The 16,333-nt window shown below is 70.9% G+C and carries 15 protein-coding genes and 1 pseudogene; 5 read left to right on the top strand and 11 right to left on the bottom strand.

Annotation, left to right across the window (positions count from 1 at the left end; genetic code table 11):
- Positions 1–19 precede the first annotated feature (19 nt).
- The 3 genes from ispG to dxr are packed head-to-tail and all read right to left on the bottom strand — an operon-like array spanning position 20 to position 3,654.
- Positions 20–1,192: a flavodoxin-dependent (E)-4-hydroxy-3-methylbut-2-enyl-diphosphate synthase gene (gene ispG, locus E1182_RS21480; protein WP_132268183.1), complete on the bottom strand. Its 1,173-nt coding sequence runs from the start codon at positions 1,190–1,192 to the stop codon at positions 20–22.
- Between the two features lie 9 nt (positions 1,193–1,201).
- The gene (locus E1182_RS21475) at positions 1,202–2,443 is read right to left on the bottom strand and encodes an RIP metalloprotease (protein ID WP_132268180.1); all 1,242 of its coding nucleotides are present in this window, start codon (positions 2,441–2,443) and stop codon (positions 1,202–1,204) included.
- Positions 2,443–3,654, bottom strand: a complete 1,212-nt coding sequence (dxr, locus tag E1182_RS21470) for a 1-deoxy-D-xylulose-5-phosphate reductoisomerase (RefSeq protein WP_132268178.1) — start codon at positions 3,652–3,654, stop codon at positions 2,443–2,445. Before dxr ends, E1182_RS21475 begins: the two co-directional genes overlap by 1 nt.
- Positions 3,655–3,800: 146 nt before the next feature.
- Between dxr and E1182_RS21465 the strand changes: the two genes are divergently transcribed.
- Positions 3,801–4,634, top strand: a complete 834-nt coding sequence (locus tag E1182_RS21465; protein ID WP_132268176.1) for a phosphotransferase enzyme family protein — start codon at positions 3,801–3,803, stop codon at positions 4,632–4,634.
- 81 nt (positions 4,635–4,715) lie between these two features.
- Here E1182_RS21465 and E1182_RS32400 read toward each other — a convergent pair.
- The 3 genes and pseudogenes from E1182_RS32400 to E1182_RS21450 all read right to left on the bottom strand — a co-directional run.
- A pseudogene (locus E1182_RS32400) lies at positions 4,716–5,105 on the bottom strand (Uma2 family endonuclease); the annotation flags it as partial.
- Positions 5,106–5,346: 241 nt separating this feature from the next.
- Entirely contained in the window at positions 5,347–5,544 is a 198-nt protein-coding gene (locus E1182_RS21455) for a DUF397 domain-containing protein (RefSeq protein WP_243706355.1), read from the bottom strand.
- Entirely contained in the window at positions 5,534–6,415 is an 882-nt protein-coding gene (locus tag E1182_RS21450; protein ID WP_132268172.1) for a helix-turn-helix transcriptional regulator, read from the bottom strand. Before E1182_RS21450 ends, E1182_RS21455 begins: the two co-directional genes overlap by 11 nt.
- Positions 6,416–6,878: 463 nt before the next feature.
- On the opposite strand from E1182_RS21450, the gene E1182_RS21445 reads away from it, so the two are divergent.
- Together E1182_RS21445 and E1182_RS21440 are read left to right on the top strand one after the other, a co-directional pair.
- Positions 6,879–7,142 carry a hypothetical protein gene (locus tag E1182_RS21445; protein WP_132268169.1) on the top strand — a complete coding sequence of 88 codons (264 nt, stop codon included), beginning with the start codon at positions 6,879–6,881 and terminating at the stop codon, positions 7,140–7,142.
- On the top strand, positions 7,139–7,423 hold the full coding sequence (locus tag E1182_RS21440) for a hypothetical protein (protein ID WP_132268167.1): 285 nt from the start codon (positions 7,139–7,141) through the stop codon (positions 7,421–7,423). The genes E1182_RS21445 and E1182_RS21440 overlap by 4 nt, the downstream gene beginning before the upstream one ends.
- Before the next feature lie 285 nt (positions 7,424–7,708).
- Here the strand turns inward: E1182_RS21440 and E1182_RS32395 are convergent, their stop codons facing one another.
- Both E1182_RS32395 and E1182_RS21430 read right to left on the bottom strand, forming a co-directional pair.
- Positions 7,709–8,038 (bottom strand): dihydrofolate reductase family protein, encoded by a 330-nt coding sequence (locus tag E1182_RS32395; protein WP_243706354.1) that lies wholly within the window; start codon positions 8,036–8,038, stop codon positions 7,709–7,711.
- A gap of 270 nt (positions 8,039–8,308) precedes the next feature.
- A complete protein-coding gene (locus E1182_RS21430; RefSeq protein ID WP_132268165.1) occupies positions 8,309–8,860 on the bottom strand; it encodes a dihydrofolate reductase family protein in 552 nt (183 codons plus the stop codon).
- Positions 8,861–8,984: 124 nt separating this feature from the next.
- Between E1182_RS21430 and E1182_RS21425 the strand changes: the two genes are divergently transcribed.
- Positions 8,985–9,578: a TetR/AcrR family transcriptional regulator gene (locus E1182_RS21425; protein ID WP_132268163.1), complete on the top strand. Its 594-nt coding sequence runs from the start codon at positions 8,985–8,987 to the stop codon at positions 9,576–9,578.
- A gap of 40 nt (positions 9,579–9,618) precedes the next feature.
- On the opposite strand, the gene E1182_RS32840 is transcribed toward E1182_RS21425, so the two are convergent.
- Entirely contained in the window at positions 9,619–11,595 is a 1,977-nt protein-coding gene (locus E1182_RS32840) for a phosphatase PAP2 family protein (RefSeq protein WP_132268161.1), read from the bottom strand.
- Between the two features lie 236 nt (positions 11,596–11,831).
- Between E1182_RS32840 and E1182_RS21415 the strand changes: the two genes are divergently transcribed.
- Entirely contained in the window at positions 11,832–12,806 is a 975-nt protein-coding gene (locus E1182_RS21415; RefSeq protein ID WP_243706353.1) for a phosphotransferase family protein, read from the top strand.
- A 136-nt stretch (positions 12,807–12,942) separates the two neighbouring features.
- On the opposite strand, the gene E1182_RS21410 is transcribed toward E1182_RS21415, so the two are convergent.
- The gene (locus E1182_RS21410) at positions 12,943–14,106 is read right to left on the bottom strand and encodes an alkaline phosphatase PhoX (RefSeq protein WP_132268157.1); all 1,164 of its coding nucleotides are present in this window, start codon (positions 14,104–14,106) and stop codon (positions 12,943–12,945) included.
- Between the two features lie 65 nt (positions 14,107–14,171).
- Positions 14,172–16,333, bottom strand: a 2,162-nt coding sequence (locus E1182_RS21405; RefSeq protein ID WP_371687587.1) for an efflux RND transporter permease subunit, incomplete at its 5' end; no start/stop codon positions are given.

Raw genomic sequence — 16,333 nt, 5'->3', positions numbered from 1 at the left:
GGGTCAGGGGGTCAGGGGGTCAGTGGACGGTGACGGTGGCCCCCGGGATCAGGCCACGCAGTTCCTCGGGCAGTTCCGCGCCCATCTCGTCGGCGAGCCGCAGCGCCTCCTCGATCAGCGTCTCCACGATCTGCCCCTCGGGGACGGTCTTGATGACCTGACCCCTGACGAAGATCTGCCCCTTGCCGTTGCCGGAGGCGACGCCGAGGTCGGCTTCCCGGGCCTCGCCGGGACCGTTCACCACGCAGCCCATCACGGCCACCCGCAGCGGCACCGGCAGCCCCTCCAGGCCGGCGGTGACCTCCTCGGCGAGCTTGTAGACGTCCACCTGGGCCCGGCCGCAGGACGGGCAGGAGACGATCTCCAGGCCGCGCTCGCGCAGGCCCAGCGACTCCAGGATCTGGGTGCCGACCTTGATCTCCTCCACCGGCGGGGCGGACAGCGAGACCCGGATGGTGTCGCCGATCCCCTCGGCCAGCAGCGCGCCGAAGGCCACCGCCGACTTGATGGTGCCCTGGAACGCCGGGCCGGCCTCGGTCACGCCCAGGTGCAGCGGGTAGTCGCACTGCTCGGCGAGTTGCCGGTACGCCCGGATCATCACCACCGGGTCGTTGTGCTTGACCGAGATCTTGATGTCCCGGAAGCCGTGCTCCTCGAACAGCGAGCACTCCCACAGCGCCGACTCGACCAGCGCCTCGGCGGTGGCCTTGCCGTACTTGGCCAGCAGTCGCTTGTCCAGCGAGCCGGCGTTGACCCCGATCCGGATCGGCACGCCCGCGTCGCCGGCCGCCTTCGCGATCTCGGCGACCTTGTCGTCGAACTGGCGGATGTTGCCGGGGTTCACCCGGACGGCCGCGCAGCCGGCGTCGATCGCGGCGAAGACGTACTTCGGTTGGAAGTGGATGTCGGCGATCACCGGGATCTGCGACTTGCGCGCAATCGCGGGCAGCGCCTCCACGTCGTCCTGGCTCGGCACGGCCACCCGGACGATCTGGCACCCGGACGCGGTGAGCTCGGCGATCTGCTGGAGGGTCGCGTTGACGTCGGAGGTGAGGGTGGTGGTCATCGACTGCACCGACACCGGGGCGCCGCCGCCGACCGGCACCGAGCCGACCATGATCTGGCGGCTGGCCCGGCGCGGCGCGAGCGGCGGGGGCGGTACGGCGGGCATACCGAGACTGACAGCGGTCACTTCAGGCACTCACCTTGAGAAGAACGTGATCGGGTTGATGATGTCCGCGGTGGCGGTGAGCAGCGTGAACGCCCCACCGACCAGGATCACCGCGTACGTGAGCGGCATGAGCTTGAGGTAGTCGACCCGGCCGGGGTCGGCGCGGCCGATCAGGCGGTACAGCCAGGACCGGGCGCGTTCGAACCAGGCGATGGCGATGTGGCCGCCGTCCAGGGGCAGCAGCGGCAGCAGGTTGAACACGCCGACGAAGAAGTTCAAGCTGATGAAGAGCAGGACGAGCATCTGCCAGACGCCGTTCTCCAGCGCCTCGCCGCCGATCCGGCTGGCACCGACGACGCTGATCGGGGTGTCCTTGTCCCGCTCGCCGCCGGTGACGGCCTCCCAGAGGGCGGGGATCTTCTCCGGGATCCGCTTCATCGCCTCGAACGTGCCGACGGCGAGGTCCTTGATGTAGCCGCCGGTGGCCGGGATCGCCTCGATCGGGCCGTAGGTGACGGTGGCCGGGACACCCGGTGGCAGCGACGGGCCGGCCACGCCGAGGGCGGAGACGGTGACCGGGGCGCCCTTCGGGTCGTCCAGCGGCGCGCGTTGCACGGCGGTCAGGGTGGTCCGGACCTCGGCGGGCACGCCGTCGCGTTCGTAGCGGATCGTCGCCGGCTGGCCCGGGGGCAGCTCGCGGACGGTCTTGACCAGGGCGGTGTAGTCGGCGACGGCCACCCCGTTCACTGCGACGATCTTGTCGTCGTCGCGCAGGCCGGCCTGCTTGGCAGGGCTGACCGGATCGCCGGGGGCACACTCGCGGGCCACGGTGGTGGGGATGACGCAGTCGACGACCTTGACGTACGCCGGCAGCGGGTTGGGCACGGCCTTGTTCGGCATGCCCATGAACATCGCGGCGAGCCAGATCGCGATCGCGGCGAGCGCGAAGTGGGTGATCGAGCCGGCGGACATCACGATCGTCCGCTTCCACACCGGGTAGCGCCACATCGCCCGGTGCTCGTCGGCCGGTTCGACGTCGTCGTCCTGCGGCGTCATGCCGACGATCTTGCAAAAACCGCCGAGCGGGATGGCCTTGAGGCCGTACTCCGTCTCGCCCCGGCGGAAGGAGAAGATGGTCGGGCCGAAGCCGACGAAGTAGCGGGTGACCTTCATCCCGAACGCCTTGGCGGTCAGCATGTGACCGGCCTCGTGCAGGCTCACCGAGATGAGAATCGCCAGGGCGATCACCACCACCCCGAGCAGGTACAGCATCAGGCTCCCTTCCCCGACCCCGAGATGATCTCCTGGGCGTGCGAACGCGCCCACGACTCCGCCGCGAGCACGTCCTCGACGGTACCCGGTTCGCCGAAATCGGGAGCCTCGTCCAGCACCCGTTCGAGGGTGTCGACGATGCCGAGGAACGGCAGCCGGCCGGCGACGAACGCCGCGACGCACTCCTCGTTCGCCGCGTTGTAGACCGCCGGGCGGCAGCGCCCGGCCTCGCCGGCCGCCTTGGCCAGGGCGACCGCCGGGAACGCCTCGTCGTCGAGCGGGGCGAACTCCCAGGTGTGTGCCTTGGTCCAGTCGACGGCGGGGGCGGCGTCGGGCACCCGGTCGGGCCAGCCGAGCGCGAGCGCGATCGGCAGCCGCATGTCCGGCGGGCTGGCCTGGGCGATGGTGGACCCGTCGGCGAACTCGACCATCGAGTGGATCACCGAAGTCGGGTGGATCATGACGGTGATGTCGGCGTACGGCACGTCGTACAGCTCGTGCGCCTCGATCACCTCCAGCGCCTTGTTGACCATCGTGGCGGAGTTGATCGTGACGACCGGGCCCATGTTCCAGGTGGGATGCGCCAGCGCCTGTTCGGGGGTGACGTCGGTCAGCTCGTCGCGGCGTCGGCCCCGGAACGGCCCGCCGCTGGCGGTGACGATCAGCCGGCGTACCTCGCCCCGGGTGCCGGAGCGCAGGCACTGCGCGAGGGCCGAGTGCTCGGAGTCGACCGGCACGATCTGCCCCGGCCGCGTCACCGCGGCCTTCACCAGGTGGCCGCCGGCCACCAGCGACTCCTTGTTGGCCAGGGCGAGGGTACGCCCGGCGCGCAGCGCCGCGAGGGTCGGCGCGAGCCCGAGCGACCCCACCACCCCGTTGAGCACGATGTCGCAGGGCCACTGCGCCAGTTCGGTCATGGCGTCCGGGCCGGCGACGATCTTCGGCAGCTTGAAGTCGCCGGTGGCCCAGCCCCGCCGGCTGGCCTCGGCGTAGAAGGCGAGTTGCAGGTCCTGCGCGGCGGTGGACTTCGCCACCGCGACCGCCTCCACGCCCAGTTCCAGGGCCTGCGCGGCGAGCAGCGCCACGTTGCCGCCTCCGGCGCCGAGCGCCACCACCCGGAACCGGTCCGGGTTGCGCTGCACGAGGTCGATGGCCTGGGTGCCGATCGAACCGGTGGAACCGAGCAGGACGAGGTCTCGGGGAGTGGTCACCGGGTCATTCTGCCCCGCGCCCGCTGTACGCCCGCTGGGAGCCTCAGCCGTCGTGGCTCTCTGACCGACTACTCGGGTAGGTTCCCACTGCGACAGTGCGGCGGGAATGTACGGCAGGCAACGCGCAAGGGAGAGGGCCGGCGACGATGCAGGCGTCGGAGTTCCAGCGTGCGGTGGCTGCGGCCAGGTCGATCGCAGCATCGGTTGGTCTGACGGCCGACGACGCTGTCGTTCTTCAGGACTCGAACAAGCTCACTCTGCGTCTGCTGCCGTGCGACGTGCTGGCCCGGGTGGCACCTGCGGCGGATCAGGTCGCCCAGACCGAGATCGAGCTTGCTCGACGGCTCGCCGAGTGCGGGAGCCCGGTAGCCGCTGTTGAGCCCCGAGTGGAGCCACGGGTCCACGAGCGTGACGGGTTCGTGGTCACGCTGTGGACCTACTACGAATCCGCGCCGCCTCGACAGGTCTCACCAGCCGACTACGCCGATGCACTCCGGCGGCTGCATGCCGGCATGCGCACGCTCGATGTCGCCACCCCGCACTTCACGGATCGCGTCGAGCAGGCCCAGCAACTCGTGGCAAGCCGCGACCACACCCCGGCCCTCGCCGACGTGGACCGGGAACTCCTCGGCAACACGTTACGAAGCCTGCGGCGAGTGATCGGCCGGCGCGGCAGAACAGAGCAGCTACTGCACGGCGAGCCGCATCCCGGCAACGTGCTCACCACGAAGAATGGGCTGCTGTTCATAGATTTCGAGACGTGCTGCCGTGGGCCGGTCGAGTTCGACCTCGCCCATGCGCCCGACGAAGTCGGCGAGCACTATCCGGATGTCGATCAGGACCTGTTACGCGACTGCCGGGTCCTCGTGCTGGCGATGATCACCGCGTGGCGCTGGGACCGAGGCGACCAGTTCCCCGACGGGCGCCGGCTGGGCATTGAGGGGCTCAGCCAGATCAGAGCGGCGCTCGACCCCCGCTGAAGCCTCAGCGCCCGGATCGTCCGGCGGCGCCTCTTCGTCGAGCAGGTCGGCCGGGTCGACCGAGAAGGCGAACGGCTGCTTCATGACGAAGGTCGTACCGGCGGCAGCCGCCGACACCGGTCGGTACTCACCATCGGCCAGCTCGTAGAGGGCCATGGCGGGTACCCGGTTACGCAGATCGACGCGGAGGAAGAAAGGCACCTCGGCCGCCGCGTACTCGCGGGGCCGATCGATGACGTCCTCGCGCCGGTTACCGGGGGAGACGATCTCGCCCAGCAGCACCGCCTGCCGGATGTCGATCGCCGCCCGCCCACCGCCGGAAACGCGAAGGACGGCGATGTCCGGGATGAAGAGATCCTTGCCGGAAATCAGGCTGATCTCCGGATACACCCAGTGGCCGGCTCGGCGCGCCGCACGGTGCAGGAGATACGGCAGTTCACGTTCGACCGACTGGTGGTCGATTCCCGGCATGTGGTGTCACGATCACGCTTCCGCTCAGGACCTCGACCTTGGGACCGTTGGTCTCCGGCAACAGGTCGAGGGCGAGCTGGGCGGTTTACGGCTCGTCGTGCCAGCGCAGCACGTCGAACGACGGTTCGGTCGGCTGCACCCGTCGCACGGTCTGTGCGTCGTGGACGGCGCTCGTCGCACCGGCTGTGGGCCGGGTTGATCCGGGTGCCCCGGTAGTCAGGGCACCCGGATCACGGGGGCGTCACGGGCGGCGGGTGAGGGCTCCCGAGCAGGTGGCCCGGACGAAGCCGGTCCAGGCGTTCGGGGCGAAGGTCAGGGCCGGCCCCTGCCGGTCCTTGCTGTCCCGCACGCCGACCGAGTCGGGAAAGCCCGCCACCTCGACGCAGTCCCCCTCGCCGCCGGACCGCGACGACGTACGCCACACCCCGTCACGTTTCATGGTTCATCTCCTTCGCTATCGCCGCCATCAGGGCGCGGCTCTCGTCTTCGTCCAGCACCCGCTCACCGAGGGATCGCCAGGCGTCTTCATAGACCTGGATCTCGTGTGGCTTGTCAAGGTAGACCGCGCCACAGGGACCGTCCATGTAGACGGTGGTCGGCTCCGGCTCCCGCACGTCGGTGGGGAAGTCGAGCATGGTGAAGGTGCCCGCCTGGGCGCACCGGAACAAGCCCGCGTCCAGCGGCAACACCTTGACGCGGACGTTGTGCTGCCGGCTCGCCGTGACGAGGGAGTCGAGCTGCCGGGCCATCGCCGCCCGGTCCCGCAGCGGGCGGCGCAGCACCGCCTCGCTGAGAACCACGTCGAGCTGCGGAGCACGTGGCACGGCCCGCGCCAGCAGCCGTTGCCGGCGCAGCCGGACGTCCACCTTCGCCTTGCGCTCCGCCTCGCTGAGGTCGGGGCAGTCGGTGGCGATGACCTCGGTCATGTACTCCACCGTCTGCAATAACCCTGGCACCAAGTCGGCTTCGTACTTGCGGATTCTGGACGCGGCGGCCTCCAGGCCGACGTACAGCTTGAACCAGTCCTTGATCGCCTCCCCGTAGCTGTGCCACCAGCCGTGCGCCTTGGTCTCCCGGGCCAGCGCACGCATGGTCTCGATGGTCTCCCGCGACGCGCCGTAGACCCGGCACATGGCCTCCACGTCGTTCGGGTGCATGGATACCTGGCCGGTCTCGTACCGCCAGATCCGGGGTGCCGACCATTCCAGTTCCTTGGCCGCCGCCGTGACGGTGACGTACGCGTTTTCGCGAAGCTCTCTCAAATACCTGCCGAGTTGCCTACGCGGGACGGTGCTTCCCGAGTCGTCCACGTCATCGCCCTCTCTGTTGTCGCGTAAGGCACCTCATCCCTTGGTCCGCATTCTTCTGCAAAAGATTGCCGCGTCGCAATACCTGAACCGACCATCGGAAAGGGCCGTCGACCAGTCACGGCGACCCTTCGGGCGGGAGTCGTTTCTCCAACCTCATCCCCGCTCCCGCCCGTACCACAATGAGCCCAACATCCACGGAGGCGCGCATGGGAATTGTCAAAATGCGTTATCCCATTGACCCGGTACCAATGGCACCGCGGCACCGACGGAACTGGTCGCGGTGGGGCCGGTACTGCATCTGCGGATTGCGTTGGCCGTGCCCGGACCGGCACGCTGTCGTACCGGTGGGTCAGCAACCTCCGGCGCTCCCGCCGCTGCCCGCGCCGCGCAACCAGCGGTGGAACCGTGGCGCGGCGGACCGGAACGCGCGGAGCCAGGCGTACCGGGGGAACGAGGGCCGGCGGTGACCCGGCGGGAACCCGCGCCGCTGGTCAAGGTCGGCGATCTGGTCGAGATCGGGGAGGCGGACTACTGCTACGGCACCGGAACGTTGCGGCTGCGGGTCACCGAACGCCCCGCCGGGCTCGACCGCCCCAGCCTGGAGTGGGTGGAGTTGACCGGGGTGGAACTGTGGCCGGACGGACGCGAGGCGCGCGGCGGCGTACCCCGTACCGCGCTGGTCCGGGTCGCCGCGCTGCGCGCCCGGTCGTCCGGCGGCCGGCGGTGACCGGCGACGCACCGGCCGCCGCCGGCCCCGGCCGGCACGTCGCGGCCCGCCCCGCCTGGCGGTGCCGGGCGTGCGGCGCGTCGTGGCCCTGCCAGCCCGCGAAGCTGCACCTGCGCCGGGAGTACGCCCACGACCGGGCCGGCCTGGCTACCTACCTCTGCGTGCTGATGCACGAGGCGATCGGCGACGACCTGCGGCTGCGCCCCGGTCGCGTCGACCCGGCGGCCTACTTCGCCCGGTTCATCGGCTGGACCCGCCTGACCGACTCCCAGCACCCATGACCGTTGGCGGCTCAGCGGTCGCAGCACCGGCGTGTCACGTTGCCCCACTGCCATCGATCACCGTTGAACGGGCACCATCGTGGCCAGAGCGGCCCTGGCTCGGACAACGCCCGGGCAAGGAACTCGGTAGGTAAGTCAGACTCCTGGCGAGGCGGACCCGGGGTGTCAGCCACAGACGCCGCGAACCTGTTCACGACGGTGGTCCGCGCCTCCGCTCGGGTCCATCCGGGCCGGGTCTCCTGCTCGCGGTGCGACCCGCCGTCGGGCCTGCCCGGAACTGCCGCACTACCGGATGCATCGGTAGTACAGGTGGGTCACACCGTCGCCGGGGGTGACCCGGATGGGGTCGAGTTCCTTCCAGCCGGCGCCGATGTGGTCCCACAGCCGGACTCCGGCGCCCAGGAGCACCGGAGCCTGGTGCAGGTGCAGTTCGTCGAGCAGCCCGGCGGCGATGGCCTGCTGGACGATGCTGGCACCACCCGACAGGAACACGTCGCGACCCTCGGCCGCCTCGATGGCCTGCTTGATCGCGGCTTCCAGCCCGTCGGTGACGAACGTGAAGGTGGTGCCGGTGCGGTGCAGCGGCTCGCGTTCGCGGTGGGTGACCACGAACACCGGGGCGAAACGGTGGCTCCTCGCCCCAGGGTTCTTCGCCGAAGTCGAACATGGTGCGGCCCATCACATAGGCGCCGGTGCTGGTGAACTCCTCGGCGACCAGGTCCGAGGAGACCGTGTGGTGGCCGCCGGCCATGCCCTGTCGTTCGCGCCAGGCGGCCAGGTCGAACACCCAGTTGTGCAGCCGGTTGTGTACCGGGAACCACTGTTCGGAATCGCTTGCGCCGACGTAACCGTCGACCGAGATCGACATTGCCGCGACAACCTTGCTCATCGGGCACCGCCGATCCGGTAGTGCAGGTGGACGACCCCGGAGTCGAACCGCTGGGAATCGATCAGGGACATCTGAATGCGCTTTCCCTCCTCGGGGAACAGTCGGGTACCACCACCGAGGACCACGGGGAACACCATCAGGTGCAGGTCGTCCAGCAGCCCGGCGGCCAGCATCGCCCGCACGATCGAGATGCTGCCGGAGATGTTGATATTGCGGCCCGGGGTGCTCTTCAGCGCGGCCAGGCGCTCCACCAGGTCGCCGTCGAGCACCTCGCTGTTGTTCCAGTCGGCGGCGGCGAGGGTGCGGGACGCCACGAGCTTGCGCATGCCGTTCAAAGCGTCGGCCATCGCGCCGGTCTGGGTGGCCCAGTAACCGGCGAACTCGTGGTAGGTCTTGCGGCCCAACACCATCGTGTCCGCATCGGTGATCATCTTCTCGATCACCGCGCCGGCCTCGGCCGTCATGTGCTCGAACGTCCACTGCTCGGGGGCGCCGGCCACACCGTCGGCAGAGATGAACAGCCCGGCCACCATCTTGCGTTCTGCCATGGTGCTTCCTTATCCATGTAATCACTACACGCTACGTGTCGTGTAGCCCTGGCTGGCGACACGCTACGTGTCGGCTCTGGCGCTGTCAACACGACACGTACCGTTTCCCGCTAGAGTGCATGCCATGCCCGCATCGCCCAACCCGCTGCGCCGAAATGAATCCAGCCGCCGGGCCATCCTGGACGCGGCGCTACGGCTGTGCGCCGAGGTCGGCTACGGACGGCTCACCGTCGAGGCCATCGCCGCTCGTGCCGGGGTGAGCAAGAAGACGATCTACCGCTGGTGGCCGTCCAAGGGCAGCGTCATCCTGGAGGCCGTCGACGACGTGGCCACCACGGTGGCCGAGTACCCGGACACCGGCGACATCGCGGCCGACCTACACAACCAGTTGGCTGCGGTCATCGATCTGCTCACCCCACCGGACCGATCGCCCGTCGTCGGGCTGATCGCCGAATCCCTGCACGATGCGCATCTGGCACAGGATCTGCGGGAACGGCTCATCCGGCCGCGCATCGCGCAGTTCAAAGAACGTATGCGCCAAGCCCAGCTCAGCGGGCAGGTGGCCGCCGACGCGGACCTGGACCTCGCCGTGGACCTGGTGTACGGGCCGCTTTATCACCGACTCGTCTTCCACCTCGGCATGCCGGACGCCCGGGAACTGAAGTCGCTTGTCGCGTACGCCCTGCGCGCACTCGGCCCGGCAGCTGCGAATCGGTAGGGCCCTGGCCCGGACAACGCCCGGGCCAGGGCCCCGCGGGTCACATCTTGCGGAGGCGGACCGAGACCGCGGTCTTGACCTGGATCAGCTCGGCCCGGTAGCCCTCGACGCCGGTGAGGGTGACCGTGCCGAACCGCCCGTTGACCTGCCGGGCCCGCAGCACCGGCACCACCGCGCCCGGTGCCGGCGGGCGCTCCGGGTCGAGGGCGAGCACCAGTTCGGCGCGGGCACCGATGGTCACCGGCCGGGTCACCGTCAATGCCGGCCGACCGTCGTCGCGCAGGTTCACCGCCAGTACGGCCCCGTCCGCCTGGCGGTAGTCGCCGTCGACCCGCACCGGGCCGGCGGCCCGGTCCAGACGCAGCGTGCCGCCGCGTACCTCGACCGGGCCGTGGCCGAGCGCCGTGGCCGAAGCGGCCACCAGGGTGCCGGCCAGCAGGCGGGTGCCGCCGGTGAAGCTGTTCCGGCCGGTCAGGGTCAGCGTGCCGGTGCCGTTCTTGACCAGCGCGCCAGCACCGTCGATGTCGTTGCGCCAGGTGTCGGCGGCGTGGAAACCACCGGCGGCGGCGTCCATCGTGACCGTCACCGTGTCTGGCAGCGAGCCGTACCCGTCGGCGGCGGCGAACAGGTTCAGCCGGCCCCACTGCTCCGGCCCGTCCAGCAGCGGGTAGCCGCCGGGCAGCGCGGTGCTCGCCAGCACCGCGCGGCGCTGCTCGGCGTCCAGGTAGGGCAGCCGGGTCTCCAACAGCACCTCGGCGCCCTTCGGCACGACCAGCGGGGTGTCCGGGCCGGCCTGCGGAAGAATGTACGTCCACCGGGGCGTGATACGCGCCAGGTTCGCCGCCCGGTCCGCGTACGGGTCGGTGTCGGGGCCCGCCGAGTGGGCGTACGCGAAGAGGTCGGCGGCGTTGGTGCGGGCCTGGAGGTATTCCGCTGCCTGGCGGCGGGCGGCCGCCTTCAGCTCGGCGTTGGCGGGGTTGCCGAGCACGGCGGCGGCCAGCGCGGTGGCCAGGATCCGTCCGCCGATCACGTCGACCGGGGAGTGCATGCCGGCGCTGATCCGGCTGTCCGAGACGTCGCTGGCGCGGGCCAGCAGTTCCTGGAACCGCTCCGGAATCGCGTAGGCGTAGGCGAACGCGGCCAGCCAGGCGGCGTTGGCGTGGCCGCTGGGGAAGCCGCCGTCGTCGGCCGGGGTCTCGGAGCGCTGCCGGAGCAGCTGCGGAACGACGACGGTGTCGGCGTCGTAGACCGGCACACCGAGCACCGGGATACCGCCGGTCGGGACCACCCGGTTGTCGTCGCTGAGCCGCCACGGACGCGGGTACCGGTAGGCGGCCTTGCTCGGGTTGCTGGAGGTGAAGTTGCCTCGGACCGTGTTGACCAGCGTGACGACCGCGCCGAGCGCCGAGGCGGTGGAGCCGGCGCCGAGGGCCGACCCGGCCGGGGCGTCCGGGGGCACGGCGTCGTTGATCCGGGCCGCCGGGACGCCGTCCGGCGCGGAGGTGATCCCGGTGACGGCCAGGGAGCCGGCCAGGTACGGCTCGGCCAGCGGCCCGAGACCCCGGATCGCGCTGTAGCTCTGGTGCTGCCGGTCGTAGATGAACGCCTGCTTCGCCTCGGCCTCGGTACGCTCACTCGTCCGCTTCACCACGTAGCGGATGTTGGCGCGCAGCACCTCCGGGCTGCGGGGCACCCCGTTGTCCCAGGTTGAGCCGGTGCTCCAGAGCTGCTCGAAGCCGGCGAGGATCCGCACCGCCGCGTTGGTCTGCGGGGTCAGGTTGGCGTTGATGTTCGTGGCGTAGTCGTCCACGAAGGGCCGGCCCGGGTACTGGGGCGGCGGTGGTACCTGCCCGGCCTTGGCGGTCGCTGCCGTGGCCGGATCGTTCGTCGGGGCGGCGCTCGCCGGGGTGGGGGCCAGCCACTCGCCGGCGACGGGAAGGACGGCCAGGGCCGCCGAGGTCCCGACCGAGCGGCGCAGGAAGCCGCGCCGGTCGAGAGATGTGTGCGCAGAGGTCATGGCTGCCGACCTTGACTAAGCATCATGAACACAGTGGATCACAAGAGCGAACAGCGGATTGCGGCAGCTCTTCGCGTCGTCGCCGAGCTGACGGTCCACCATCCTGCTCGTCGTAGCGACCCGGTCAGGGGTGCACCGGAGCAGGGCTCTCCGCATCGGCCGGGGGCCAGGAGTACCGGCCTCATCGGAGGGTCCATGCCGAGGATCGGCCCGCTACGCTGCGCCTGGTGCAGAGTATGACCAAGCGCCAGCTGAGTCCCGATACGCTCGACACGATGTTGCGCGCAGCGATGCGCGTAGGATGCCGCGTCGAGGCCGAACTGTGTGACGGGTGGTTCAACACCGCGTACCGGATTCGCCTCGACGACGGTCGCGAGGCCGTCGTCAAGCTCGCCCCACCCCGGCAGGCGCCGGTGCTGCGGTACGAACGGGGAATCCTGGCCACCGAGGCGCTCGTGTATCGGCTGGCGTCCGCGGTTCCCGGCATCCCACTGCCTGAGCTACTCCATGCCGATGAGGAATTCCTCGTGCTGTCGGCGCTCAGCGGCGCGCCGTGGGACAAGGCACGCGACCACCTGCCGGTCGAGGCCACGGCGGTGTTGCTGCGCGAGCTCGGCCGTATCACCGCTCGCCTCCACACCGCGGTCTCCCCGGACGAACAATTCGGGTACCCGGCGCCCGAGTCCGCGCTCACCGGGAGCACGTGGCGCGAAGCGTTCACCGCGATGGTGAACGCCGTTCTCGACGACGCGCAGCACTGGCGCTCTCCGCTCGGCGTCACCGCACGCGAGGTGCTGGCGCTGGTTGACGCGCACGCTGATGCGCTCGACGACGTGGACAGGCCCACACTGGTCCACTTTGATCTCTGGCCCGGCAACATCTTTGTCACCGGCGGCAGTGAGCCTCGTATCACCGGGCTGATCGATCACGAGCGCGCGTTCTGGGGAGACGCGGCAGCGGAACTCGTATCCCTGGAGTTCTGCGGCCCGATCGACGCCCACAGCGAACTCATCGCCGGATACCGCGAGGCGGGCGGCCGGCTCGACTCCGGCGGGTCACTGACCCGCCGGCTCGCGCTGTACCGCCTGTACCTCGGCCTGATCCTGGTCACCGAATGCGGACCACGCGGCTACGGCCCCGATCACCTCGCCTTCTGCCAGGACATGCTCGCCAACTGGGCCACCGCTCTACGCAATCTGGACCGCCGGTGAAGGTCGTCGTCGAGCAGGACAGAAGACTCGTCCGCCTCTTTCCGCTGACCCGGCCGGGCACCGAACGGTCCGTCGGTGCCCGAGCCGGATCCGTACTTACGTGCTGAAGGCAGGCGGTGCCGAACCCCCGGCGCGATCAGCGGCGGAACGGGCCGGTCACCTCGTAGGTGACGCCGCCGCTGCCGGCGGCGCTGCCGCTGGTGCCGCGTTGGGAGGAGAAGTACAGGCGGGTGCCGTCGGGCGAGAATGCCGGCCCGGTGATCTCCGACGACGGGTGACCGAGCAGACGCAGGAACGGGGTGACCACACCGGCCGGCGTGATCATGTTGATCTCCATGTTGTCGCCGTCCTCCGCCACGTAGAGGTCACCACCGGCGGTGCCGGTGATGTTGTCGACTCCGACCAGTGGGGCGGCCCCGGCCGGAACCAGCGAGTCGTCGTACGCCAGGTCGAGGCGCTGATGGACGGCGTCGTACGCCCACACCCGGTTGTCGCCCTTGGTGGTGAACCAGCAGGTGCCCCGGTCGTACCAGCAGCCCTCCCCGCCGTCGAAGTGCCGGGCCGCGCCGAGCTGGTGCCGGGTGGCGACCGGGAAGCCGTCCCGGTCGGGGACGTCACGCCAGGTCACCGGGCCGGTCACCGGCTCGGCGGGGGCGCAGAGCACCTGTAGGCGGCCGGTACGCAGGTCTGCCCAGGTGTCCGGGACGAAGCGGTAGAAGCAGCCGTCCTTCTCGTCCTCGGTCAGGTAGACCACCTGGCGGTCCGGGTCGCAGGCGGCGGCCTCGTGCGTGAACCGACCCATCCGGCTGCGCGCCTCGGCGCTGCGGCTGCCGTCCGGCCAGGTCTCGAAGACCTGCCCGAGCGGGGTCTCCTCACAGGAGAGCCAGGTGCCCCACGGGGTCGCGCCGCCCGCGCAGTTCATGGTGGTCCCGCCGAGGATCCGGTACGCCGCCGCGATCGAGCCGTCGGCGCGGAAGCGCACCGCCGACGCCCCGCCGGCGAGCGGGATCTCCGAGTTCGACACGTAGATCCAGCCGGTGCCGGCCGGGTAGCAGGCGCCACCGTCGGGCGCCCAGTGCCACAGGTAGGAGGTGCCGGGGACGAGCTGTCCGGAGCGGGCGATCACCCGGCTGGTGAACCCGGCGGGCAACTGGAGGCCGTTGGTGTCGGCGGGCAGCAGTTCCCCGTACGGGCCGGGACCGGGCTGGGCGGGGGCGGCGAGCGCGGCGTCCGCCCAGAGGCTGCCGCAGAAGGCGGCGCCACCGGCGACGGTGGCGCGCAGGACGGTACGACGATCCATCGGAACCTCCCGGAGACGATCGATGCCCCGCCGGCACAGGACCGACAGGGCATCGACAATAGTCGCTACCGGAGGGGATGGGGACTCTCCGGCGCGGTCGGCGTCGGTTCGTCGGACTCGCGCAGCCCGTAGCGGGCGTAGAAGCGGGCCAGCGGGGCGGGCGCCCACCAGTTCCAGCGCCCGAGCAGACGCATGGCGGCCGGCACCAGCAGGGCCCGGACCAGGGTCGCGTCGACCACGATCGCCACGATCATGCCGACACCGATCAGCTTGACATTGAGCATCCCACCGGTGGTGAAGCCGGCCACCACGATGATCAGCAACAGCGCGGCGGCGGTGATGATCCGGCCGGTGCGTTGCAGCCCGACGGCCACCGACGCGGTGTTGTCGCCGGTGCGGTCCCACTCCTCGCGGACCCGGGAGAGCAGGAACACCTCGTAGTCGGTGGCCAGCCCGAAGAGCACGGCGAGCATCAGGATCAGGTTGCTCGGTTCGACGAAGCCGGTGGGGGTGAAGCCGAGCAGGTCGGCGAGGTGACCGTCCTGGAAGATCCAGACCACCACCCCGAACGACGCGCCGATCGACAGGAGATTCATCAGCACCGCCTTGACCGGCAGCACCAGCGAACCGAAGGCGAGGAAGAGCAGCAGCAGGATCGCCCCGGCCATCAACAGCGCCATCCACGGCAGCCGCTCGCCCAGGGTCGCCAGCAGGTCAACGTCGGCGGCGGGCCGCCCACCGACGAGCACCTGCGCCCCGGCCGGGGCGGGCAGGTCACGCAGTTCGCGTACCACGTCCCGGGCCTCGGTGCCGGTCGGCTCGCCCCGGTAGTTGACCGCGAGCAGCGTCGAGTGCCCCGTGCTCGCCACGACCTGCACCCCGGTCACCCCGGGCACCGCCGCGACCCGGTCGGCGAACGGCCGCACCGCCTCGGCGGACAGGCCGGAGACCAGCACGTCGATCGGGGCGACGGTGCCGCCCGGGAAGTCGTCGGCGATCCGCTCGGCGACCACCCGGGGCTCGGCGTCGGCCGGCAGCACCCGCTCGTCGACGCCGCCGAAGGAGATCCGCAGGAACGGCGTGGCCAGGACCGCCAGCAGCACCGCGACCCCGATCAGGTAGCGCGCCGGGCGGCGCATCACGCTGTGCGCGATCCGGGCCCAGGCTCCGCCGTCGGCGGCCTCCGCCGACCCACCGGCCCTCGTCCGCCGCCGCCACGGTAGCGGTACGCGCACCGCGTCGATCCGCGGGCCGAGCACCGCCAGCAGGGCCGGCAGCACGGTCAGCGCCGCCAGCATGGCGACCAGGACGGCGGCCATCCCACCGAGGCCCATGGACCGCAGGAACGGCTGCGGGAAGATCAGCAGGCTGGCCATGGCGAGCGCGACGGTGAGCCCGGAGACCAGGACCGTCCGGCCGGCGGTGAGCATGGTGCGCCGGATCGCCTCGGCCGGGGCGTGTCCGGCGGACATCTCCTCCCGGAACCGGCTCACCACGAAGAGGGCGTAGTCCACGGCCATGCCGAGGCCGATCAGGGTGATCACGTTGATCGCGAAGATCGACACGTCGGTGAAGAGGTTGACCAGGCGGACCGCGACGAAGGCGCCGAGGATGGCCAGCCCGCCGACGAGCAGCGGGGTGCCGGCGGCGACCAGCCCGCCGAAGATCAGCACGAGCAGCACCAGCAGCACCGGCATGGAGAACAGCTCGGCGCGGGTGACGTCCTCGGTGCTCTGGACCGTCGCCGCCTCCTGGAACGCGACCAGACCACCCACCTCGGTCCGCAGGCCGGGCGCGTCCAGCGCGGGGCGCAGCGAGGTGAACTGCGCGGAACGGGCGTCCTCGTCGGCCCCGGTGAGCTGCACCACCGCGTACGTGGCCCGGCGGTCGGCGGCCACCAGGGCCGGGGCGGGCGCGTCGTACCAGGTGGTCACGGCGGCGACCTCGGGACGCTGGCGCAGCGCCGCCACGGTGCCGGTGACCGGATCACGGAAGGCCGGCTGCTCGACGGTCGCGGTGTCGCTGGACCAGAGCACGATCACGTCGGCGCCCTGCCGGCCGAGTTCGGCGGTCACCCGCTGCGCGGTCCGGCTGGACTCGCTGGCCGGGTCGTCGAAGCCGCCCCCACTCAACGTCCCGAACACCCCGACACCCCAGGTGGAACCGACCACCACCAGCGCCGCGGCGGCAGCCAGCACCGCCCACCGGGCGCGCACCACCACCCGCC

The organism is Micromonospora sp. KC721 (assembly GCF_004348355.1).
In the GTDB taxonomy this organism is placed as follows: Bacteria; Actinomycetota; Actinomycetes; order Mycobacteriales; family Micromonosporaceae; genus Micromonospora.
Note: the sequence above shows the minus strand (reverse complement) of the source record. Positions and strands in the feature narration are given on the sequence as shown.